At 64.6% G+C, this 21,079-nt stretch carries 19 protein-coding genes; 7 read left to right on the forward strand and 12 right to left on the reverse strand.

Translation table 11 applies throughout. The annotated features are described in order from the left end of the window. The first annotated feature begins 19 nt into the window (after window positions 1-19). The 4 genes from A9O65_RS13340 (at window position 20) to A9O65_RS13355 (ending at window position 3,859) form a co-directional block, all read left to right on the forward strand. Window positions 20-790 (forward strand): transporter substrate-binding domain-containing protein, encoded by a 771-nt coding sequence (locus A9O65_RS13340; RefSeq protein ID WP_064702344.1) that lies wholly within the window; start codon window positions 20-22, stop codon window positions 788-790. Between the two features lie 153 nt (window positions 791-943). Next, on the forward strand, window positions 944-1,657 hold the full coding sequence (locus tag A9O65_RS13345) for an ABC transporter permease (protein WP_064698578.1): 714 nt from the start codon (window positions 944-946) through the stop codon (window positions 1,655-1,657). Between the two features lies 1 nt (window position 1,658). Further along, window positions 1,659-2,414, forward strand: coding sequence for an ABC transporter permease (locus tag A9O65_RS13350; RefSeq protein WP_064698579.1), 756 nt, complete (start codon window positions 1,659-1,661; stop codon window positions 2,412-2,414). Beyond that, a complete protein-coding gene (locus A9O65_RS13355) occupies window positions 2,411-3,859 on the forward strand; it encodes an aldehyde dehydrogenase family protein (protein ID WP_064702345.1) in 1,449 nt (482 codons plus the stop codon). The genes A9O65_RS13350 and A9O65_RS13355 overlap by 4 nt, the downstream gene beginning before the upstream one ends. Here A9O65_RS13355 and yddG read toward each other — a convergent pair. From yddG to A9O65_RS13370, 3 genes are all read right to left on the reverse strand, one after another. Next, window positions 3,837-4,751, reverse strand: coding sequence for an aromatic amino acid exporter YddG (yddG, locus tag A9O65_RS13360; RefSeq protein ID WP_064702346.1), 915 nt, complete (start codon window positions 4,749-4,751; stop codon window positions 3,837-3,839). The two genes, A9O65_RS13355 and yddG, sit on opposite strands and share 23 nt — an antisense overlap. A 71-nt stretch (window positions 4,752-4,822) precedes the next feature. Beyond that, window positions 4,823-5,509, reverse strand: coding sequence for an AraC family transcriptional regulator (locus tag A9O65_RS13365; protein ID WP_064702347.1), 687 nt, complete (start codon window positions 5,507-5,509; stop codon window positions 4,823-4,825). Window positions 5,510-5,693: 184 nt separating this feature from the next. Next, the gene (locus A9O65_RS13370) at window positions 5,694-6,587 is read right to left on the reverse strand and encodes a LysR family transcriptional regulator (RefSeq protein WP_064698583.1); all 894 of its coding nucleotides are present in this window, start codon (window positions 6,585-6,587) and stop codon (window positions 5,694-5,696) included. A gap of 286 nt (window positions 6,588-6,873) precedes the next feature. On the opposite strand from A9O65_RS13370, the gene A9O65_RS13375 reads away from it, so the two are divergent. Then, window positions 6,874-7,473, forward strand: a complete 600-nt coding sequence (locus A9O65_RS13375; protein ID WP_064698584.1) for an NAD(P)H-dependent oxidoreductase — start codon at window positions 6,874-6,876, stop codon at window positions 7,471-7,473. A 125-nt stretch (window positions 7,474-7,598) separates the two neighbouring features. Here A9O65_RS13375 and A9O65_RS13380 read toward each other — a convergent pair whose 3' ends face one another. From A9O65_RS13380 to A9O65_RS13400, 6 genes are all read right to left on the reverse strand, one after another. Further along, entirely contained in the window at window positions 7,599-8,213 is a 615-nt protein-coding gene (locus A9O65_RS13380) for an SMP-30/gluconolactonase/LRE family protein (RefSeq protein WP_254783084.1), read from the reverse strand. 59 nt (window positions 8,214-8,272) lie between these two features. Next, window positions 8,273-8,479 carry an SMP-30/gluconolactonase/LRE family protein gene (locus tag A9O65_RS17485; RefSeq protein ID WP_254783083.1) on the reverse strand — a complete coding sequence of 69 codons (207 nt, stop codon included), beginning with the start codon at window positions 8,477-8,479 and terminating at the stop codon, window positions 8,273-8,275. Window positions 8,480-8,636: 157 nt separating this feature from the next. Beyond that, entirely contained in the window at window positions 8,637-9,650 is a 1,014-nt protein-coding gene (gene araH / locus A9O65_RS13385) for an L-arabinose ABC transporter permease AraH (RefSeq protein ID WP_064698585.1), read from the reverse strand. A 37-nt stretch (window positions 9,651-9,687) separates the two neighbouring features. Further along, window positions 9,688-11,235 (reverse strand): L-arabinose ABC transporter ATP-binding protein AraG, encoded by a 1,548-nt coding sequence (araG, locus tag A9O65_RS13390; protein ID WP_064698586.1) that lies wholly within the window; start codon window positions 11,233-11,235, stop codon window positions 9,688-9,690. Continuing rightward, window positions 11,219-12,205, reverse strand: a complete 987-nt coding sequence (locus A9O65_RS13395; protein ID WP_064702348.1) for an arabinose ABC transporter substrate-binding protein — start codon at window positions 12,203-12,205, stop codon at window positions 11,219-11,221. Before A9O65_RS13395 ends, araG begins: the two co-directional genes overlap by 17 nt. A 349-nt stretch (window positions 12,206-12,554) precedes the next feature. After that, a complete protein-coding gene (locus A9O65_RS13400) occupies window positions 12,555-13,754 on the reverse strand; it encodes an aldose epimerase family protein (RefSeq protein WP_064702349.1) in 1,200 nt (399 codons plus the stop codon). A gap of 194 nt (window positions 13,755-13,948) precedes the next feature. Here A9O65_RS13400 and A9O65_RS13405 point away from each other — a divergent pair, with 194 nt between their 5' ends. After that, window positions 13,949-14,923 (forward strand): LysR substrate-binding domain-containing protein, encoded by a 975-nt coding sequence (locus A9O65_RS13405; protein ID WP_082919930.1) that lies wholly within the window; start codon window positions 13,949-13,951, stop codon window positions 14,921-14,923. A 10-nt stretch (window positions 14,924-14,933) separates the two neighbouring features. Here A9O65_RS13405 and A9O65_RS13410 read toward each other — a convergent pair whose 3' ends face one another. The 3 genes from A9O65_RS13410 to A9O65_RS13420 form a co-directional block, all read right to left on the reverse strand. Further along, window positions 14,934-15,860: a Gfo/Idh/MocA family protein gene (locus A9O65_RS13410; RefSeq protein WP_064702350.1), complete on the reverse strand. Its 927-nt coding sequence runs from the start codon at window positions 15,858-15,860 to the stop codon at window positions 14,934-14,936. 182 nt (window positions 15,861-16,042) lie between these two features. Then, on the reverse strand, window positions 16,043-17,848 hold the full coding sequence (locus tag A9O65_RS13415; protein ID WP_064702351.1) for an IlvD/Edd family dehydratase: 1,806 nt from the start codon (window positions 17,846-17,848) through the stop codon (window positions 16,043-16,045). Window positions 17,849-17,861: 13 nt separating this feature from the next. After that, window positions 17,862-19,619: an IlvD/Edd family dehydratase gene (locus A9O65_RS13420; protein WP_064698592.1), complete on the reverse strand. Its 1,758-nt coding sequence runs from the start codon at window positions 19,617-19,619 to the stop codon at window positions 17,862-17,864. Window positions 19,620-19,891: 272 nt separating this feature from the next. Here A9O65_RS13420 and A9O65_RS13425 point away from each other — a divergent pair, with 272 nt between their 5' ends. Then, on the forward strand, window positions 19,892-20,911 hold the full coding sequence (locus A9O65_RS13425; protein ID WP_064698593.1) for a TRAP transporter substrate-binding protein: 1,020 nt from the start codon (window positions 19,892-19,894) through the stop codon (window positions 20,909-20,911). The last annotated feature ends 168 nt before the right edge of the window (window positions 20,912-21,079 follow it).

A 21,079-nucleotide genomic window follows, 5' to 3' on the forward strand; every position in this document is an offset into this window, starting at 1 on the left:
AATGAGCAAGGAGAACACCATGCAACGCGCCCTCATCCCCGCCATCGCCCTTTCCATCGCCACTCTCGGCGGTGCTGCCCAGGCCGCCGAGCCGCTGCAGATCGGTATTTCCGCCGAACCCTACCCGCCCTTCACCTACACCTCGTCCGAAGGCGAATGGACCGGTTTCGAAGTGGAACTTGGACTGGCCATCTGCGAGGCCATGGAAGCCGAGTGCGAAATCCAGCCCACCGGCTGGAGCGGCATCATCCCCTCGCTCAAGGCCGGACGCATCGACATGATCATGAACTCCATGTCGATCACCGAAGCCCGCCAGAAGGTCATCGACTTCAGCGATCCCTACTACTTCACTCCCGGTGCCTATGTCGCCGCCGACGACCTGGAACTGAGCCTGCCCGAAGGGCTGGACGGCCTGGTGCTGGGCGTGCAGAGCGCCACCACCAACGCCACCTATGCCCGGCGCGCCCTGCGCGATACCGGCGTCGATATCCGTCTCTACGACCAGGCCGAGCAGGTCAACCGTGACCTGCTCTCCGGGCGCCTGGACGTGATCCTGGCCGACGAGATCGCCATGAACGAGCTGATCGAGCGCGACGAGGCCGAAGGCTTCGAGATCAAGGGCACCGCGCCGCATCACGAGGCCTACGGCGAAGGCGTCGGCATCGGCATTCGCCAGGGCGACAGCGAGCTGAAGGCCAACCTCAACGCGGCCATCGAACAGGTCCAGCAGGATGGCACCTGCAGTTCGCTCTCCGAGGAGTACTTCGGCACCGACATCTGCACCGGCTGAACACCCTCTACCAATCTCGTGACCCGGGCTGCCGAACGACAACCCCCGCCGGCGGCCCCACCATGTCAACGCAAGCGAGGCGCCGATCCCGCCAGCGTACGGAGAGCCACTGACCTGGCGTTCGGTCGGCACCTGGCAAGGTGCATTACGATCATGAACAACCTTTCGCAAGAAGGCTTGGCCGACTGGGCCGGCCCCATTCTCCAGGGCGCTCTGACGACCCTGGAGATCGCCGTGCTGGCCTATGCCATCGGTCTCGCGCTGGGCCTGGTCGGCGCCAGCGCACGTCTCAGTCCCTGGGCACCGATTCGCGGCCTGGCCACACTCTACTCCACGGCGGTGCGTGCCGTGCCCGAGCTGTTGCTGATCATCCTGCTCTACTATGCCGGTTCCCAGGCACTCACCGCCGTGACCAATGCCATGGGCTTTTCCGGCCAGGTGGCCATCAATGGCTTCGTGACCGCCGTAGGCGTGCTGGCCTTCGTTCAGGGGGCCTACATGACCGAGGTACTGCGCGGTGCCATCCTGGCCATTCCTCGAGGCCAGCTCGAGGCGGCCGATGCTTTCGGTTTTTCGGCCTGGGCACGCTTCCGACGCATCGTCGTGCCCGCCATGCTGCCCAATGCCCTGCCTGGCATGTCGAATCTCTGGCTGATCCTGATCAAGGACACCGCCCTGATCAGCGTCATCGGCTACAGCGAGCTGTTCTTCACCATCCAGCAGGCCGCCGCCAGCACTCGCGCCCACTTCCTGTTCTATGCCGCCGCCGGCGTCATCTACCTGGCGATGACACTGTCGTCCACGGCGCTGTTCGCGCGCCTGGAACGTTACCTGCGTCGCGGCCAGCCGACCACCGAGGAGACCTGACATGGACTTTTCCTGGCTTGGCGATCCGTTCTATCAGGAGTACCTGATCGAGGGCTTCATCAACACCCTGTGGTTGATCGCCGTATCCGCGATCGGTGGACTGGTGCTCGCCGTGGTCGTTGCCATCACGCGGCTCAAGGGGCCTCGCCCCCTGGCGCTGACCGCCCAGGGCTTCACCACGGTGATGCGAGGCACACCATTGCTGGTGCAGCTTTTCTTCTTCTACTACGGCGTGGGGCGCCTGCTCGAAGGCATCCCCGGCATCCAGGACAGTCTCATCTGGCCGCTGCTGCGCGATCCCTTCTTCTATGCTGCCCTGACCTTCACCCTCAGTGTCGGGGCCTATTCCGGCGAGGTCCTGCGCGGCGCCCTGTTGAGCGTGCCGCCGGGCGAACGAGAGGCCGGCCGCGCCTTCGGCCTGACGCCCCTGCAGGTCTTCATGCGTCTCTGGCTGCCCCGCGCCATCCAGCTATGCCTGCCGACCCTGACCGGCGAGATGATCCTGCTGCTCAAATCCGTGCCACTGGTCTCGACCATCGCCATGATGGACCTGCTGCAGGCCGCCAACCTCATCCGCGACGAGACCTTCCTGGTCTACGAGCCCCTGCTGTTGATCGGTGGCATCTACCTGGCCATGACGCTGGTGCTTACCCTGGCGCTGCGTCAGGTGGAACGTCACTTCCCCGGCATGCAGCCCGAACGCGGCCGAGGCTGGCTGCCACGCCGTCTTCCGCACAGTCAGAGAGAAGCCTCATGAGCACACTGACACACCACTTCATCGACAACGCCTGGGTGGCAAGCCGTGCCACGCGATGCCTGAATGTCATCGACCCCTATCGCGAGACGCCCATCGCCGAGGTCACCGCCGGCGACCCCGCGGACGTGGATGACGCCGTGGCTGCCGCCCGCCGCGCCTTGCCCGGCTGGCGCGAACTGTCGAGCAAGCGTCGTGGTGCCTTCATCGATGCCATCGCCGAGGCGCTCGAGGCGCGCCGTGCCGCGCTGGTCGAGCTTTCCAGCCGCAACAACGGCAAGCCGCGAGCCGAGGCCGATCAGGACCTGGTCGACGCCATCGCCTGCTATCGTTACTACGCTGGCCAGGCACGGGCACTGGACGCACGCCAAGGCGAGACGGTCGACACCGGCGAAGCAGGACTGGTATCGCGCCGCTACCAGGACCCGGTTGGCGTGGCCGGCTTGATCACGCCCTGGAACTTTCCGCTGGTCAGCAGTGCCTGGAAAATCGCCCCGGCACTCGCCGCCGGCTGCACGGTGGTCTTCAAGCCCTCCGAGGTCACCCCGCTGCCCGAGCAGGCACTGGCCGAGATCGCCCTCGAGATCGGACTGCCGTCCGGCGTTTTCAATCTGCTCCACGGCGACGGCCGAGGCGTGGGTGAGGCGCTGACCGCCCATCCAGGAGTCGACAAGCTGTCCTTCACCGGCAGCAACGCCGTGGGCGAGGCGGTGATGGCCGCTGCCGCCCGGGGAACCCGCAACGTTTCCCTGGAGCTCGGCGGCAAGTCGCCGATTCTGGTCACCGCAGATGCCGATCCGGAGCTGGCCGCCGAGCTGGTGCTGGCCGGTTTCTGCTACAACGCCGGCCAGATGTGCTCGGCCACCTCACGGCTGCTGGTCCACGAGTCGCTGGCCGATGACCTGCATGCCCGGCTGGATGCCGCCATCGCCGACCTTGTCCCGGGCGACCCGCTGGACGACGCCACCACGCTGGGACCGCTGGTCAACGCCGCTCAGCACCAGCGGGTGGAGGCCTACCTGGCAACGGCCGAAGCGGAAGGACTCGTGCCCACCGCAAGGTCCCGGATTGCCCTGCCCGAACACGGTCACTTCATTGCCCCCAGGATCTTCCGCGACGTGCCCACCACCAGCCGCCTGTGGCGGGAAGAGATCTTCGGCCCGGTGCTGTGCGCCCGTACCGTCAGGGACGACGACGAAGCGGTGACACTGGCCAACGACAGTTCCTTCGGTCTGGCCGCCACCGTGGTCGCCGGCGACAAGGGCCGCGCCGCCGATATCGCCGCACGGCTCCAGGCCGGTAATGTCTGGTGCAACGCTCACCAGGTGGCCCCGCCAGCGCTCGGCTGGGGCGGCATGAAGGCCAGCGGCATCGGGCGAGAGCTTGGCCGAGAGGGGCTCGAGGCCTATCTGGAGACACGCTACGTCACCCTGCCGAGTGCCGACTAGCCGACGCGCGGCGCCCGAGCCAGCCACTGCCGATCAGCGCGCCGCCGCAGATCAGCAACGCGGCGAGCAGCAGCGTCGGGCTGGCCGTGGCCAGTCCAGCACCGATCAACACCAGGGTCGAAAACAGCGGCGTGGCATACGAGAGCAGACCCAACAGGCGCACCTGGCCACGCTTCATGCCGATGTCCCAAGTGAAGAAAGCGCTGCCGACCGGCCCCAACCCCAAGGCCAGGATCGCCCAGAGATTCGCCCCCTCGGGCCAGCCCCACGGCTCCCAGGCCAGGTGGCAGAGCAGTGCCAGCATGGCGGCGCCCAGACAGTTCCAGGCCACCGCCGTGGTGGGGATGCGCGCCAGCAACCGCGAGGCCACCGAGTAACCGCTCCAGATGAAGGCGGCCAGCAACGCTGCCAGATAGCCCGGCGTGTATTCCCCCGCCCAGTCGAGGCCATCCGGCCCCACCAGCAGGGCCGCGCCGACGAACCCACAGGCTCCGCCCAGCAGATGGATGGCCTTGAGGCGTTCACCCGGCAGCACCAGCCCGGCCAGGATGACGATCAGCAAGGGCCAGAGGTAGCTGATCAGGCCGGCGTTGGCGGCCGGAGCGTTCTGCTGGGCAATGAAATAGAAGAGGTGATAGCCGAACAGGCCGCCGACGCCAAGCACCCAGCCCAGCGGCGGCTGCCCGAGAGCAGTCATCAGTGCGCGACGCTCACCCCGCCACAGGAACATCAGCACCGCCAGGCCGCCAGCCAAGCCGAAGCACAGCGCCGTCAGCAGGAAAGGCGGTACCGGACCGGCCCATTGAGTGAACAGTGCCAGCGTCGCCCAGTTGATCACGGTGGTGGCGCCCCACAGGGTCGCGCGGTGCGATGCAGCGGATTCGGTCGACATCTCTCGGCTCCTTGGCGGTTCGCCGGAAAGTGTTGCCGACCTGGCCGGTCAAGGCTTGTCGATTTCGGCCATCATGGCCGGCGACGAAAGTCACTCGGCGTCATGCCCCGCCAACGGCGGAAGTGGCGGCTGAACTGGGCCCCGTCGGCAAAGCCGCAGGCCAGGGCAATCTCGGTGATCGTGGCATCACCGGTTATCAGCAGACGCTCGGCCCGGGCCAGGCGCTGGCCCTGCAGCCACTGCCAGGGAGACTGGCTGGTCGCCTCGAAGATGCTGCGACGCAACTGGCGCTCCGAAAGTCTGGCGGCCTCGGCCAGGCGTGCCAGGCTCCAGGGCGCGGCCGGATCGTCCTGCACCAGCCGGGTCAGCCGCGCCATATTGAGCCGCGGCCCATACCAGGGCGGCGCGCCACCGAGCCGTGCCAGCAGGGCATCATCGTCCAGACCACGAGCCTCCTCCGGCGACAGGCACAGGAAGCGGATGCGCTCGAACAACGCATCAATGGCATCTTGGCCGACCGGCAAGTCCAGCACACGGCAACGGTTGTCGATACCCAGCCCCAGGTAGTAATGGGTCGCGGCGGCGGGAATCACGCAGACACCACCGGGTACCACGGCCGCACCACGCCCCTCCACTTCGACGTCCACACGGCCGTCAAGCCCCACCAGCAACTGATGGTGATCATGGTTATCGCTGAGGCAATCGGGCGGGTAGCATCGCTCGACGCTGCCAGCCCCATGGTGAAATTCGATGCTCATGACCTACAGGATGCCGGGGCCGCAACGTGGATGCCAGTGCCCGATGCTTGAACCGAGCGCGATCGGCAGATGACCGCAAGGCGTCTGGCTCCCTCGATCGCGCAAAAGATTACGATGGGATTCGACAACTCATGGGCAGGTATCGGCAGCGCCCATGAGGGCAAGACTTCCCCCTCCGGCCGATCTACAGACGCAGCCGCGGCGCGACGAAGTCCAGAAAAGCGCCGATCCGAGCCGACAGGGCCGTGTTGCGGTAGTAGACCGCCTGAACCAGCTCACGCGGATTGGGGCTGATGATACGATCGGCCATCAGGCTGACCAGTCTTCCCCGGGCCAGCTCGTCCTGGATCATGAAGCGCGACAGACAAGCGATGCCCTCGCCGGCCAGGCAAAGCTGAAGCATGACCTCGCCGCTGGACGTGCTCAACTGGGGCTGGATATTGGCTCCGTGCCGGGACAGGCCCTCCACGGGCCAGTGGTTGAGATTATCGACATTGAGAAACCCCAGCAGCCGATGATCGTGCAACGCGGCTGGGCTGACCGGAACACCGTGGCGCTCCAGATACTGCGGACTGGCCACCAGCTGCAACGGCGAACGCCCCAGTGGGCGGGCGTGCAGGGTGGAGTCCTCCAGGCCACCGATGCGGATCGCCACGTCGGTGCGCTGCTCGAGCAGGTTGATGATGTCGTCCGAGGCTGACAACTCCAACTCGATGCCCGGGTAGCAGTCCCGGAAGCCTCCGATCAGCGGCACCAACTGATGCAGCATGAAAGGCGTCGCCGCATCCACCCGCAGCGGCCCGCTGGGCCGCTTTCGACTGAGGCGCATGGCTTCCTCGGCCTCGGCGAGCCGCCCCAGCCCTTCGCGCACCTGCTCGACGAACACCCGGCCCTCGCTGGTCAGCGTCACGCTGCGGGTCGTGCGATTGAGCAGCGGTGTATCGAGTCGTCGCTCGAGTCGCTGCACGGCGCGCGACACCCGCGCCACCGGGATATCCAGCCGCCGGGCAGCGGCACTGAATCCGCCGCTGTCGACGACCGCCACGAGCAGCTCGAGGTCTTCCGTACGACTCTGCAAGTCTGATCCTCCTCGCCGGACACGACTTACTATTGCAATTTCCGTAAAAGTGTTTCCATTTTACCCACATTTATCATACGGAAAAGTCGGCACAGACTGCCCAACCGTCGAGGCTTCTGAACCACCCACGACCCGATCACCGCCCGTGATATTCGCGTGATGGCCTCGTCCCAAGCCACACCTTTGCGTCCATCGAGAAAGTGTTTTTCGCTGGACGAACATTGAAGGCCACCGCTTTCGCACGCATCTAGCGGGCACGCAACTCATTAGCCACTTAATGGATTTTATGAATATTCTGCTACTCAACGGTGCCAAGGCCTTTGCCCACTCCGGTGGTCGCTACAATGACACCCTGCACGAAACGGCTCGCCGCACCCTGGCCGAACAGGGTCACCAGCTGCAGGAGACCCGCATCGACGACGGCTATGACACCGAGGCCGAAGTCGAGAAATGGCTCTGGGCCGACGCCATCATCCTGCAGATGCCCGGCTGGTGGATGGGCACGCCCTGGACCGTCAAGCGTTACCTGGACGAGGTACTCACCCAAGGCCATGGCAGCCTGTACGCCAGCGACGGCCGCTCGCGCCATGACCCCAGCCTCCAGTACGGCAGCGGGGGCCTGCTGCAGGGCAAGCATTACCTGCTGTCGCTGACCTGGAATGCGCCGAGAGAGGCTTTCGACCAGCCCGGCAACTTCTTCGAAGGTCGCGGCGTCGACGGTGTTTATTTCCCCGTGCACAAGGCCATGGAGTTCCTTGGCATGAGTGCCCTGCCGACCTACCTGGCCAACGATGTGATCAAGGCACCGGACATCGACACTCATCAGGACGAGTACCGTGCGCACCTGGAACGTGTCTTCGGCGACGCCGTCACGACCGGCGCTTGACTCCGGCGACCCTAGCCCCCACGACGTCAAGGACCGAGGACCCACGAAGCGAAAGTGACGACGACCTCACGCCCGCCCAGGGCTTCGTCACCTTCCGGCTCGCAGGCGTACTTGCCTGACGACGCTCATCGCCGGGCCAGGCAGGGCTCCGCCAGGCCCGGCGTTTCCACCTCGAGTGCCAGCAGGCTGCCCGCCAGCGGGTAACGGCGACGCGCCTCTGCGTCCATGTCCTGGGTGGCGGTGGTGATGTAGAGCGTACGCAAGTCCTCGCCACCGAACGCCACCATGGTCGGATTCGGACAAGGCACGGGGTATTGCGCCACGAGGCGCCCCTCGGGATCGAAACGCGCCACCCGGGCGCCCCCATAAAGCGCGCTCCAGTAGTGGCCATCGCAGTCCACCGCGGCACCGTCCGGTACGCCGGGCAGGTCATGCATGTCCAGATCGATCCAGACCTCGCCCTCGCCGATCTCGCCGGTCCCGACATCGAAGGCATGGCGCATCACCTGGCGCGACGGTGAATCGGTGTGATACAGCCAGCGGCCATCCGGGCTGAAGGCCAAGCCATTGGCGATGCCAAGCCCCCTCTTGATCGCCACCAGGCGCTCGTCGTCCAGTCGATACAGCGAGGCATCTCGCCCGTCGGGATTCAGGGTACCGACCCAGAAGCGCCCGGCCGGATCGCAGCGGCCATCATTGAAGCGGTTGCCTCCCTCGAGCCTCCACTCTGGATTGCTCACGCCCGGATCGCAGCGCTCGCCAGACGGCAGCGACAGATGCGTCAAGCCAGGCGCGGTGGCTACTCGCTCAGTGCCACGCAACCGACCGTATGCTCGAAATCGTGCCGCTGCGGCGCTTGCCGGGAATCCGGCGACCAAGCATAGACATGACCGCGATTGATATCGACCCAGTACAGCACGTGATCCTTGGCGGACCAGACCGGACTCTCGCCCAGGCTCATGTCGAGCTCGACGGCGAGATCCACGGCATTCGATGGCGTTGTCATCATCCCTTCCGTTCGTTTCATCAAGTGATGCGATTATCCTGCCCCGACGAGGCGCTATCCAGACGACTGCCACGACGACAAAAGCCCCCGGACGTCATCAACCCCCGGAGGCTTCATGGTGACTGCTGCTCAGGCATTGTTCGATGCCGGTCTACGCCTAGGCTCGACTACGTCGCGTCTGTTTCCAGCGATCGAACATCACCGCCAGCAGCAAGATGGCGCCGCGAACCAGGTATTGATAGAAGGTCGGCACATTGAGCAGTCCCATGGCGTTCTGCACGCAGCCCATGATCAATACCCCGACCAGCACGCCGGTGATCGAGGCGATGCCCCCGGACAGCGCCACGCCACCCAGCACACAGGCCGAGATCACCGCCAGCTCCAGGCCCAGCGAGGTGTTGGGATCGCCCAGACCCATCCGCGACGTCAACAAGACGCCGGCGATGCCCGCGACCACACCCTGCAGGCCAAACACGATGATCTTCAGGCGACGCACGTTGACCCCCGCCAGGGCCGCGGCTTCAGCATTGCCGCCGGTCGCCAGCACATTACGACCGAAAGAGGTCATGTTGAGCAACACGCCGAAGACCACGAAGCAGCCGATCATGGTCCACACCGGCAGGGTGAGGCCAAGGAAGGAGGCACTGCCGAGCTCGAAGAAGGCCGGCACGGTGATCATCACCGCATCGCCGCCCGAGGTGATGTAGGCCAGGCCACGCACGAACTCCATGGCCGCCAGGGTGGCGATCAACGAATTGATCCCGAAACGCGCCACCACGAAACCGTTGAAGGCGCCCACCGCACCACCGGCGGCCACGCCTCCCAGCACGCCGATCACCACGCTGCCGGAGGCACTGGTGACCACGGCGGCCACCACGCCGGCGAAGGCCACGATCGAGGCCACCGACAGATCGACCTCGCCGAGGGCCAGCACCATCATCATGGTGGTGGCAATGGTGCCGATCAGGGTCACCGAGAGCAGCAGCCCGACCATGTTGCGGCCGGTCAGGAAGTCGGGAATCATCACCGACAGCCCGATGAACAGCAGCGCGAAGATGGCGAACAGGCCCGAGGTATCGAGCAGGGTGCGCAAGGGCTTGGCCAGCCCCTGGCGCCCTTCGGGAAGGGGCGACGGGACACTGTCGCCCTGGACAGTCTTTTGGGTTGTCATGGACATCTCTCTTTCGCGTTTTATTGTCATCAAGACGTCAGGCCGGCAGCGCCAGCCCCAGCAGTCGTTCCGGCGTGGCCTCGTCGCGGGACACGATGTCGACCAGCTCGCCGTCGCGCATCACGCCGATGCGGTCGCAGATGGCACTGATCTCCGCCAGGTCACTGGAGATCACCACCACGCCCTTGTCGTTGTCGGCCAGGTCGTAAAGCAGGGAATAGATGTCGCGGCGGGCACCAACATCGATGCCGCGTGTCGGCTCGTCCATGACGAACAACTCGATGCGTTCCGAGAGCCAACGCGCCAGGATCACCTTCTGCTGGTTACCGCCGGACAGGTTGCTGATGCGCGTGCGCGGTCCCGGCGTCTTGATGCTGAGCCGCTTGATATAGTCCTCGGTATTGGCCAACTCGCGGCGGGGATGACGAAAGCCACCAAGCCGCTTGAAGAAACGCCGGCAACTGATGTTCAGGTTGTCGGTCACGCTGGCGATGGGAAAGATTCCCTGGGACTTGCGATCCTCGGGGCACATGGCGATACCGGCACGGATCGCCTCGCCCGGGGTCGCGAAGCGTCGCGCCTCGCCGTCGATCAGCACCTGCCCCTCGCTCGGCGACTCAACACCGCACACCAGCCGCATCAACTCACTACGCCCGGCCCCGACCAGGCCGAACAGGCCGAATACCTCGCCACGATGCACCGAGAAGCTGACCGGCGCCTTCACACCCCGCCCGCACAGGCCATCGACCTCCATCAGCACCTCGCCGGTGGAGCGCGGCCGGTACCCATAGACATCGTCGATGTCGCGGCCGACCATCTCGCTGACCAGGGTGTCGTGATCGAGCCCCGTCATGCGTTCGTGGGTACGGATGTGCTTGCCATCGCGGAATACCGTGACGGCATCGCACATCTCGAACACTTCCTCCATGCGATGCGTGACATAGAGCACGACCCGCCCCTCATCGCGCAGCCGCTGGACGATGCGCTTGAGCTGCCGGGTCTCCTGTACCGAGAGGCTACTGGTGGGTTCATCGAAGGCGATTACGCGGGCATCGCGCAACAGCGCCCGGCCGATCTCGATCATCTGCTGCTGACCGATGGAAAGATCGCGAACCTTGGTGGCAGGATGCACCGATGTCTCGCCCAGCTCGGCGAGAATCTCTCGGGCTCGCGCGTAGAGCTCACGGCGGTCGAGCATGCCGCGCCGTTCCGGCAACTGACCGAGCAGCAGATTCTCCGCCACCGACAAATTGGGCGACAGCGTCAACTCCTGGTAGATGATGGCGATACCCTCGGCCAACGCCTGACGGGCATTGGCGAAGACATGTCGTTCGCCATCGAGCCACAGGGCTCCCTCGCTGAGCCGGTTGACGCCGCTCAACACCTTGAGCAGGGTCGACTTGCCGGCGCCGTTTTCCCCCATCAAGGCGTGCACTTCGCCGGCCCGGGCGGAGAAGCTGACACCATCCAGCGCCTTGACCCCGGGAAACTCGACCGTCACGTTCTCCACGCTCAGGTAGGCGTCGGCCGCTCCGCCGACGCCTTCCGCGGCAACCGCGGCGACACCATCAGAGGCCCAGCTCATCGCGTACCGCCTCCCAGTTCTCGCGCGTCATCAAGGTGCCGGTGGTTTCGGTATTGGCCTTCGGCTTGTCACCCTCGGTGACCCAGTCATAGAGATTCTGCGCCGTCTGGCGGCCATGCATGGTGGAACTCACCGCCACGGTGCCGTGAAAGCCGGTCGGCTTTTCCCGGGAGAATTCAGCAAAGGCTGCACCGGAACCATTGATACCGACACCAATCACATCCCCGGCAGTCAGGCCGTACTGCTCGGAGGCTCTCACTCCGCCCAGCACGCTTTCTTCGTTGAGGGCATAGATCACCCAGTGCTCGTAGTCGCCGTTCTGGGAGAAGATCGGCGAGGCCGCCGAAAAGGCACTGGACGTATCAGTGTTCTGCTGTGGCGCATCGAAAATGTTGTCTTCCTGGAACCCTCGCTCGAGCAGGGCATCGGTCGCCCCATCGGTGCGCTTCTTGGCCGTTGGCAGTTCATAGTTGGTGATGCGCAGCGCCGCGACGTCGTCGGGATCCCAATTCCTGGCCTCCATCTCGTCGGCGATGGCGTTGCCGACCTGACGGCCGATCTTGTAGCCCGACATGCCGAGGTGCGGCACCGCCTCCATCGGCTCGCCATCGGCATCGACGAAGCGGTCGTCCACGGTCACCACCTTCATGCCGTACTGCTCGGCACGACGCATGATGGTGGGGCCCAGACGCACATCGGGCGGACAGATGACGAACCCCTGGGCGCCCTGGGAATGCAGGTTGTCGATGGCGCTGAGCACCTCCTGGCCGTCCTCCCCGGCCAGCCTGACCACCTCGAAGCCCTTCTCCTCCCCCAGTCGGGTAGCCGCATCCTGTTCATTGATGAACCAGGCCTGTTCGGGCTTCTTGACAATGAAGCCCAGCTTGACCTCGTCCTGAGCTTGCGTCAGTGGCGATAGCGCCAGACAGGCACCGAATGTCAGGGGAGCGAGGATCGGGAAGCGGGACATGGACGTCTCCTTAGCCCTGAGCGGGCATTTGTTGTTGTCGCGTGTTGAGGAAGATGCTCCGGCAATGTCATGCCTCGCACCGGATGCGCCTCTACCCTATGCCGTGGCCACATAACCATCCAATGCGCTTAACGTCAGCATGCAATATCCTTTTTGTTATCACTTTCATGCCAAGGACCGAACTACCGAGACCACCCGCGTCACGGATGCTGCCACGCTGCGACTAAAGTGTGTTGCCCTGTGCCGATGACGGACACGTCAACGCCCCGGTGAAGGCCCGGGGCGTGGAGGGATGAGGCATGATGTCGGCAAGCGGGGAGGCCCGCTCGATGCTCAGTTCGCGCCGTCGTCAGTTCGCCGAAGCGCTAGCCGCAACGGTGGAAAAAACATACCGGGTCTGGCTTTGGTAGGTTTCTCCTGGCTGCAGCAACGTTGAGGGGAAGTCGGGCTGGTTGGGCGAGTCCGGAAAGTGCTGGGTTTCCAGGGCCAGGCCGAAGCGATGGCCGTAGGTCGTCCCCCTCTTGCCGATCAAGGAGCCATCGAGGAAGTTACCCGAGTAGAACTGGAGACCGGGCTCGGTGGTGAATACTTCCATCACCCTGCCGCTGTGCCCGGCCTCCAGGCGAGCCGCCATCACCAGTTCGTCATCGCCCAGACCATTCTGATCGAGCACGAAGTTGTGATCATAGCCTTGCCCTCTGGCCAGCTGGGCATTGTCGGCTTCGATGCGCTTGCCGATGGCCGTGGGCTCCCGGAAATCGAAGGGTGTCTGCGCTACGGAACGCAGCTCGCCGGTCGGAATCAGCCCCTCATCCACCGGCGAGAAGGCCTCGGCATTGATCGTCAGGCGGTGATCGAGAATATCGTCGCCATCGGCCCGTTCACCGGTTACGCCATCGAGGTTGAAGTAGCTGTGCTGGGTGAGATTGACGGGCGTGGTGGCGTCGGAAGTGGCCTGATAGTCGACGATCACGGCATTGTCATCGCTCAACGTATAGCGAACCCGAGCCTGTAGTTCCCCCGGATACCCCTGGTCTTCATCGGGGCTGGTCAGCGTCAGGATCACCCCCACGCCCCGGTCGTCCTCGACGGTTTCGGCCTTCCAGAGACGTCGATCGAAGCCTTGATCGCCACCATGCAGGTGGTTGTCGCCGTCATTGGTGGGCAAGGTATGTACCTTGCCGTCGAGGGTGAACTCACCGCCGGCGATACGGTTGCCATAGCGTCCGATCAGTGCCCCGAAATAGGGATTGGCCTGTCGATAGGCCGGTGACAGATAGTCCTCCAATCGGTCGAATCCCAGCACGACATCCTCGAATTCACCCCCGGCATCCGGCACCTCGAGGGCGACGATGATCCCGCCATAAGGCGTCACCGACAGACGCGCTCCCCGAGCATTGGTCAAGGTATACAGCGCCACCTCGCTACCGTCCGGCAGGGTGCCGAAAATCCCTTGCTCGATACTTCGCTGCTGCTCCATTTCCGTTCCGTCCTGCTTTGTCTGCTGAGCGAAAGCGATACCGGCCATCAGCGGCAGAGCTGTCAGCAAGGCCCATGCTCCGTTGCGAATTCCGGTCCTTGAGCCAGGTGCTGCCGAGGTACCTGAGAAGCGGTCGAATGCGGTCATTTGTTGTTGTCTCCTGCCTGGAACATTCCACTGAACGTCGACCACATTAGACAGATGAGAGATTAACCGCTAATAATGACTTATCGTGTAATTAATACCCATTTGGTTATCACCATATGACCCGTCGCTCCGCCATGGGTGAATTGCCGCCCGATTGGTTTCTCAAGGTAAGACTAAAGTTACGCCACCTGCAGTTGTTCCTGGCCCTGGACGACCACCGCAATCTACACCGCGCGGCCGCCAGCCTTTCCATGAGCCAGCCCGCCGCGTCCAAGCTGCTCGGTGAGCTGGAGGGACGCCTGGGCGTGCGACTGTTCGAGCGCCACTCCCGGGGCATCGAACCCAACTGGTATGGCGAGGTGGCGGTGCGTCACGCCCGCAACATCCTCTCCTCGCTGCAACAGACCGGCGACGAACTCAATGCCCTGAATGCTGGCAACGCCGGCGCGGTCTCCATCGGCACCGTGATGGCGCCGGCGGTAACCCTGATCTCGCGGGCCCTGGAGCGTGTCCATCACCAATTGCCAGGACTCAAGGTCAACGTCGATGTGGACGTGAGCCCCGCCCTGGTGCCTCGGCTGCTGGAGGGCGAACTCGACATGGTCATCTCGCGCATTCCCGCCGGCTTCGACCCCGGCCACTTCGTCTTCGAGGAAATCGGCGAGGAGGCCATCAGCGTGGTATGCCGACGCGGGCACCCTCTGGCGGATGCCGCTTCTCCCTCACTGGCCGAGATGACCGCCTACCCCTGGTCGCTCCAGCCCCCGGGCGCCCTGATGCGGCAGCGTGTCGACCACCTGCTGATGTATCATGACCTCTCGCCTCCCACCCGCATCATCAATACCTCGGACATCCTGGTGTCGCTGGCGCTGGTCGCCAACTCCGACACGCTCACCGTCACCAGCCGAGAGGTCGCCGAGTTGCTCTGCGACCCACAGCGTTTTCGGGTGCTGCCTACCGAGGAGGCCCTGAGCGTCCAGCCTTATGGCCTCATCACGCTACGCCAGAAGCGACTCTCTCCCGGCGCTGCCGCCCTGACCACCCTGCTGCGCGACGTGATCGCCGAAGGCTGGGCCGGAGCCCCCGGCTAGGCGGGCTGCCTTAATCGTGAAACGGCGCCACCGTCTTCCGATGTCCCAGCATCAGGGCATCGGCCACGTGCCGCAGCGGCGCAATATCCACATCGCAGCGCCCCGTCATCAGCAGCTCATGGAAATGGGCGTAGAGACCCGGGTATTCGCGCTCCGGCTCGTCGACCGCCACCTCGCCATCGAGCACCAGGCGACGCCCCCCTCCGGACAATTCCAGTCGTCCGTCCTCGGTGGAGATGGTCATCTCCCAACGGGGCGGATCCTCGTGGCGGAAATCGAAGTCTGCCTCCAGGGGCACGCCCGTGCCATCCCGCAGGTGCAGTCTGGCGGCAATCGGCGTCTGACAATTGCCGGGCACCTCGAGCGTGGCATGCTTCAAGAAGAAGGGCCTGTCGAACAGACGGGTGACCACCGACAAGGCATTGATACCTGGATCGAACACGCCCATGCCGCCCGCTTCCCAGAGCCACGCCTGGCCGGGATGCCAGACCCGGACATCCTCGTGCCAGACGATCTCGATGCCCGTGACGCGACGCTCGCTTAGCCACTGCCTGGCCAAAGGCACGGCGGGCGCAAAGCGTGAATGCCAGGCGGCAAAGAGCACACTGCCACGCGCTTCGGCCAGGGCCTTCAGGTCCTCGACCTCGGCGAGGGTCGCCCCGGGCGGCTTCTCGAGCAAGACGGCCTTGCCATGTTCCAGCGCCTGGCGGGCCAGGCCATGGCGCAGGTGGGCCGGCGTGCAGATTGCCACGGCATCCAGCGACGGTTCCTCGGATAGCATCGCCTCCAGCGATGCATGACCGGGCACGCCCTCGAGCGACGCATGTGGGTCAGCCACGGCCACGAGCTCGAGACCCGGCGTGGCCCGGATGGCGGCGAGGTGCTGGTCGCGAACGATCTTGCCGGCGCCGACCAGCCCCAGGCGAAATGAAGACATGAAACCTCCTGATGAGAGATGCAGGCCGGGCAGCCTACCCCGCTCGACATCCCCCGAAAAGCGCCTTCGCTTGTCGATGTTCAGGCAACGTCAAGCGCGATACCCGGCCCCACCCCGTCGGACTCGCGCACAAGACCGGTTACAGTGCCGCCATCGCCGAGTGCAGGCACTTTCAAGCGGTCCTAATGATTGTCCCGGGGCGGACTCTGGCGTGCCACATCCCGATAGCCGGGCGCCCCGCGCAGCGTCATGCCATCCGCCAGCGGCTCCACCAGGGGTCGCTGGATCTCCTGCCAGGGCGTCTGGTGCGCCGGATAGTCGTAGCCACCAGCGGCCTCGAGGCGCGACCGGCGTGCCGCCAATTCGGTATCGTCCACCCTCAGGGTCACCTCGCAGCGCCTAAGGTCGACGCGCAGACGGTCGCCGGTCTCGAGCAATGCCAGGGGCCCGCCGGTGGCCGCTTCCGGCGAGGCATTGAGGATCGAGGGAGAGCCCGACGTCCCCGACTGGCGCCCGTCGCCGAGGCAGGGCAACGACTCGATGCCCTGCCGGATCAACGCAGCGGGCGGCTGCATGTTGACCACTTCGGCGCCACCGGGGTGTCCCACCGGCCCGGCACCGCGCATCACCAGAATGGTGGTGGCGTCGATATCGAGTTCGGAATCGTCGATGCGCGCGTGGTAGTCCTCCGAACCGTCGAACACCACCACCTTGCCCTCGAAGGCATCGGGGTCGTCGGGATCGCTCAGGAAACGCTCACGGAAGTCCGCGGCAATCACGCTGGTCTTCATCAGTGCCGAGTCGAACAGGTTGCCCTTGAGGTTGAGGAATCCCGCCTTTTCCACCAAGGGATTGTCGAAGTGCCGGATGACGTCGGGATCCCGACTCTCGCGTCCTGCGACATTGTCGGCCATGCAGCGGCCATTGACGGTCATGACATCGCCGTGGATCAAGCCATTGGCCAGCAGTTCAGCGATGATGGCCGGCACGCCGCCGGCGCGATGGAATTCCTCGCCAAGATAGGCGCCCGCCGGCATCACGTTGGCCAGCAGCGGCACCGCGTGACCGAGGCGTTGCCAATCGTCGTTGTCGAGCGCGACACCGGCATGGCGGGCAATGGCATTGACATGAATGGGTGCATTGGAGGAACCGCCCAGCGCCGAACAGGTCACGATGGCGTTCTCGAACGCCTCCCGAGTCAGGATGTCGCTCGGTCGCAGGTCCTCCCAGACCATGTCGACGACGCGCTCGCCGGTCTGGTAGGCGACCATGGCCCGTTCCTTGTAAGGGCCGGGAATCATCGCCGAACCGGGCAGGCTCATGCCCAGCGCCTCGGCCATGGAATTCATGGTCGAGGCCGTGCCCATGGTGTTGCAGTGCCCCACGGAGGGGGCGGACTCGGCGATCCTCGACAGAAACTCGGGATAGTCGATGTCGCCGGCCGCCAAGCGCTTGCGCATCTCCCAGACGATGGTGCCCGACCCCACCCGCTCCGCGCCGTGCCAACCATTGAGCATCGGCCCGCCGGACAGCACGATGGCCGGGATGTTCACCGTGGCAGCGGCCATCAGGCAGGCCGGGGTGGTCTTGTCGCAGCCGGTGGTCAACACCACGCCATCCAGCGGATAGCCGTGCAGCACCTCCACCAGGCCGAGATAGGCCAGGTTGCGGTCCAGCGCAGCCGTGGGCCGGCGCACGTTCTCGTGGATGGGATGCAGCGGAAACTCTAACGGCACGCCGCCGGCGGCACGAATCCCCTCCTTGACGCGCTTGACCAGCTCGACGTGATGGCGATTGCAGGGTGTCAGGTCGGACCCCGACTGGGCGATGCCGATGATCGGCCTGCCGGAGGTCAGCTCCTCCAGCGTCATGCCGTAGTTCATGTAGCGTTCGATGCACAACGCCGTGGTGCCTGGATGTTCGGGATTGTCAAACCAGTCACGCGAGCGCAACCGGTCGGACGTCATGCGGGGTCGCTGGGTCGTCATGGCGTCTCCGATGTCAATGCGAGTGGCGTGGAACCTCGGCTCCCCGGCATCCCACCAGGAAGTCGAAGTCACATCCTTCGTCGGCCTGCAGCACGTGCTCGATGTAGAGCTGGCGATAGCCACCGCTGCTGGCAATCTGTCGCGAGGCCTGGGTCGGATCGTGCTCGGCCAGGCGCGCTTGCAGTTCTTCGTCGTCGATGTCCAGATGCAATTTGCCGGCGTAGGCATCCAGCTCGATCCAGTCACCGTTGCGTACCGCCGCCAGCGGCCCGCCGGCTGCTGCCTCCGGCGCCACGTGGAGCACCACGGTGCCGTAGGCCGTGCCGCTCATGCGTGCATCCGAGAGACGCACCATGTCGGTGACGCCCTGTTCAAGCAGCTTGGCCGGCAGGCCCATGTTGCCCACCTCGGCCATGCCGTGGTAGCCGCGCGGCCCGCAATGTTTCATTACCAGCACACTGTCGGCGTCCACGTCGAGATCGGGATCATTGATGCGCGCCTTGTAGTCGTCGAAGTCCTCGAACACTACGGCACGCCCACGGTGCGTCATCAGCTCGGGGGTCGCCGCCGACGGCTTGAGCACCGCGCCCTTGGGGGCCAGATTGCCGTGCAGCACGCACATCCCGCCATCCTCGACCAGGGGGTTGTCCAGCGGCCGGATCACCTCGTCGTTGTACAGCGGTGCCTCGGAGACGTTCTCCCACAGCGTCTTGCCATTGACGGTCAACGCGTCCTTGTGCGGCAGTCGTTCGGCCTCGCCCAGGCGACGCAGCACAGCGGGCAATCCGCCGGCATAGTAGAACTCTTCCATCAAGAAGCGGCCCGAGGGTTGCAGGTCCACCAGCGTCGGGGTACCGCGGCCGATGCGCGTCCAGTCGTCCAGCGCCAGGTCGACGCCGATGCGTCCGGCAATGGCCTTGAGGTGGATCACCGCATTGGTGGAACCGCCGATCGCCGCATTGGTGCGAATGGCGTTTTCGAAGGCTCCTCGCGTCAGGACCTTCGAGAGACGAAGGTCCTCCTCGACCATCTCGACGATACGATTGCCCGACAGGTGCGCCAGCACATAGCGACGCGAATCCACCGCCGGGATGGCAGCGTTGTGCGGCAGCGATACACCCAGCGACTCGGCCATGCAGGCCATGGTCGACGCCGTGCCCATGGTGTTGCAGGTGCCCGCTGAGCGCGACATGCCCGCCTCGGCGGCCATGAAATCATGCATCGAGATCTTGCCGGCCTTGACCTCCTCGGACAATCGCCAGACCACTGTGCCCGAACCGATGTCACGCCCTTCCTGCTTGCCGTTGAGCATCGGGCCGCCAGTGACCACGATCGTCGGGATATCACAGCTCGCCGCGCCCATCAGCAACGCCGGCGTGGTCTTGTCACAGCCGACCAGCAACACGACAGCATCGATCGGGTTGCCGCGGATCGCCTCCTCGACATCCATGCTCGCCAGATTGCGCGTAAACATTGCCGTCGGGCGCAGGTTGGACTCCCCGTTGGAAAACACCGGGAATTCCACCGGGTAGCCTCCTGCCTCCAGGACACCCTGCTTGACGTGGTCGGCAATCTTGCGGAAGTGAGCGTTGCAGGGCGTCAGCTCCGACCAGGTATTGCAGATACCGATGATCGGCTTGCCCTGGAATTCGTGATCGGGGATGCCCTGGTTTTTCATCCAGCTGCGATACATGAAGCCGTTCTTGTCGGCGCTGCCGAACCATTCGGCGCTGCGCAGCGTCGGCTTGTTGGCGTTCTTCGGTGACGGCATGGAGGTGACTCCTCGCGGCATTCCTGGGCGATGGGCAAGACCCACCGATGACATGCAACGGACACTACGACGGGAAACGCTCAAAGTACACACATACGAAAGTATATGTTGAACATATTTGATCTATGCGCAACATTTCCCCTGCTCGTTTCCGATGCCCGCGACACGAAAACGACACTTCCCGGCCGATCGGGAAAGCGAGCTTGCATCACGACAACCCCAAGCATCCAGCACGAACGTCAACAACAAACTCCCCCAAACGGAGAGATTCGATGCCACACCTGACCCCCAAGCTGCTCCTTGGCGCCTCTGCCCTGCTGCTGAGCGTCACCGGCGCTCATGCCGCGGAGTACGAATGGACCTTCCAGGCCTCGGAAACCGCCGGTGAGCCGAGTTTCAAGGTCAAGCAGGAGTGGGCCGAACGCATCGGCACCATGACCGATGGCCGTGTCCAGATCGAATTGCTGCCCATCAATGCCGTGGTAGGCCCTACCGAAACACTGCAGGCCGTCAGCTCCGGCATTCTGCAAGGCCACATGACCGACCCGAGCTACTTCTCCGGACAGAACCCGGCCTTCGGCATGCTGGGGAACCTGGTCGGCGCCTGGAACGATCCCTACGACTTCCTGGAATTCATGAAGCAAGGAGGCGGCGAGGAACTCTACAACGAGCTCTCCGAACCCTATGGCAGCCACTTGATCGGTGCCGCCACCTTCCCGCTCGAGTCCGTGCCCTCCACGGTGCCCATCGAGAGCCTCGAGGACTTCGAAGGCCTCAAGATTCGCGCGCCCCAGGGCATGGTCTACAACATCTTCGAGCGCATCGGCGCCACGCCGGTCAACCTGCCGGGCTCCGAGGTCTACACCGGCCTGGAGAAGGGCGTGATCGATGCCGCCGACTCCACGGTGCTGTCCAACAACGACGCCCAGGGACTGCACGCCTTCGCGCCCTATCCGCTCTACCCGGGCTTCCACTCCATGCCGATGATTGCCGTGTCGATCAACAAGGAAATCTGGGATGGCCTACCGGCCGAACTGCAGACCACGCTCGAGACTGCCTTCGACGCCATGGCGTATGACCTGATCGCCCGCCTCAAGGAGCAGGACATCGAGACCCTCGCCAAGCTACGCGAGAACCCCGATGTGCATCCCTTCGACCTGCCGGCGGAAGAGCGCAAGAAGTTCCGCCAGGCAGCCGAGCAGGAATGGAAGGAGTGGGCCGGTCGCAACGAGATGACCCAAAAGGTCTACGACGCCGCGACCAGCTTCCTCGAGGCACGCGGACAGCTGTAAGGAATCGCGCAGGTTCCTTCTCGCACGTTCGGGCCGGCCTCGCCGGCCCCCTTATCGTTCTCATCACACCATCCGACGGCGTCGGCACGGAGTCGAGATGTCCCCCACCAACGAACCTGCCGGTGACCCTCGGGTCACCCCACCGAAAGAGACGCCTCCCGACCCGGT

It is taken from the genome of Halomonas caseinilytica, from assembly GCF_001662305.1.
In the GTDB taxonomy this organism is placed as follows: domain Bacteria; phylum Pseudomonadota; class Gammaproteobacteria; order Pseudomonadales; family Halomonadaceae; genus Halomonas; species Halomonas caseinilytica.

Excerpts from the sequence above, each read along its gene's own strand:
- A9O65_RS13340 (WP_064702344.1), top strand. The coding sequence starts at position 20 with ATGCAACGCGCCCTCATCCCCGCCATCGCCCTTTCCATCGCCACTCTC.
- A9O65_RS13345 (WP_064698578.1), top strand. The coding sequence starts at position 944 with ATGAACAACCTTTCGCAAGAAGGCTTGGCCGACTGGGCCGGCCCCATT.
- A9O65_RS13350 (WP_064698579.1), top strand. The coding sequence starts at position 1,659 with ATGGACTTTTCCTGGCTTGGCGATCCGTTCTATCAGGAGTACCTGATC.
- A9O65_RS13355 (WP_064702345.1), top strand. The coding sequence starts at position 2,411 with ATGAGCACACTGACACACCACTTCATCGACAACGCCTGGGTGGCAAGC.
- yddG (WP_064702346.1), bottom strand. The coding sequence starts at position 4,751 with ATGTCGACCGAATCCGCTGCATCGCACCGCGCGACCCTGTGGGGCGCC.
- A9O65_RS13365 (WP_064702347.1), bottom strand. The coding sequence starts at position 5,509 with ATGAGCATCGAATTTCACCATGGGGCTGGCAGCGTCGAGCGATGCTAC.
- A9O65_RS13375 (WP_064698584.1), top strand. The coding sequence starts at position 6,874 with ATGAATATTCTGCTACTCAACGGTGCCAAGGCCTTTGCCCACTCCGGT.
- A9O65_RS17485 (WP_254783083.1), bottom strand. The coding sequence starts at position 8,479 with ATGACAACGCCATCGAATGCCGTGGATCTCGCCGTCGAGCTCGACATG.
- araH (WP_064698585.1), bottom strand. The coding sequence starts at position 9,650 with ATGACAACCCAAAAGACTGTCCAGGGCGACAGTGTCCCGTCGCCCCTT.
- araG (WP_064698586.1), bottom strand. The coding sequence starts at position 11,235 with ATGAGCTGGGCCTCTGATGGTGTCGCCGCGGTTGCCGCGGAAGGCGTC.
- A9O65_RS13395 (WP_064702348.1), bottom strand. The coding sequence starts at position 12,205 with ATGTCCCGCTTCCCGATCCTCGCTCCCCTGACATTCGGTGCCTGTCTG.
- A9O65_RS13405 (WP_082919930.1), top strand. The coding sequence starts at position 13,949 with ATGACCCGTCGCTCCGCCATGGGTGAATTGCCGCCCGATTGGTTTCTC.
- A9O65_RS13410 (WP_064702350.1), bottom strand. The coding sequence starts at position 15,860 with ATGTCTTCATTTCGCCTGGGGCTGGTCGGCGCCGGCAAGATCGTTCGC.
- A9O65_RS13415 (WP_064702351.1), bottom strand. The coding sequence starts at position 17,848 with ATGACGACCCAGCGACCCCGCATGACGTCCGACCGGTTGCGCTCGCGT.
- A9O65_RS13420 (WP_064698592.1), bottom strand. The coding sequence starts at position 19,619 with ATGCCGTCACCGAAGAACGCCAACAAGCCGACGCTGCGCAGCGCCGAA.
- A9O65_RS13425 (WP_064698593.1), top strand. The coding sequence starts at position 19,892 with ATGCCACACCTGACCCCCAAGCTGCTCCTTGGCGCCTCTGCCCTGCTG.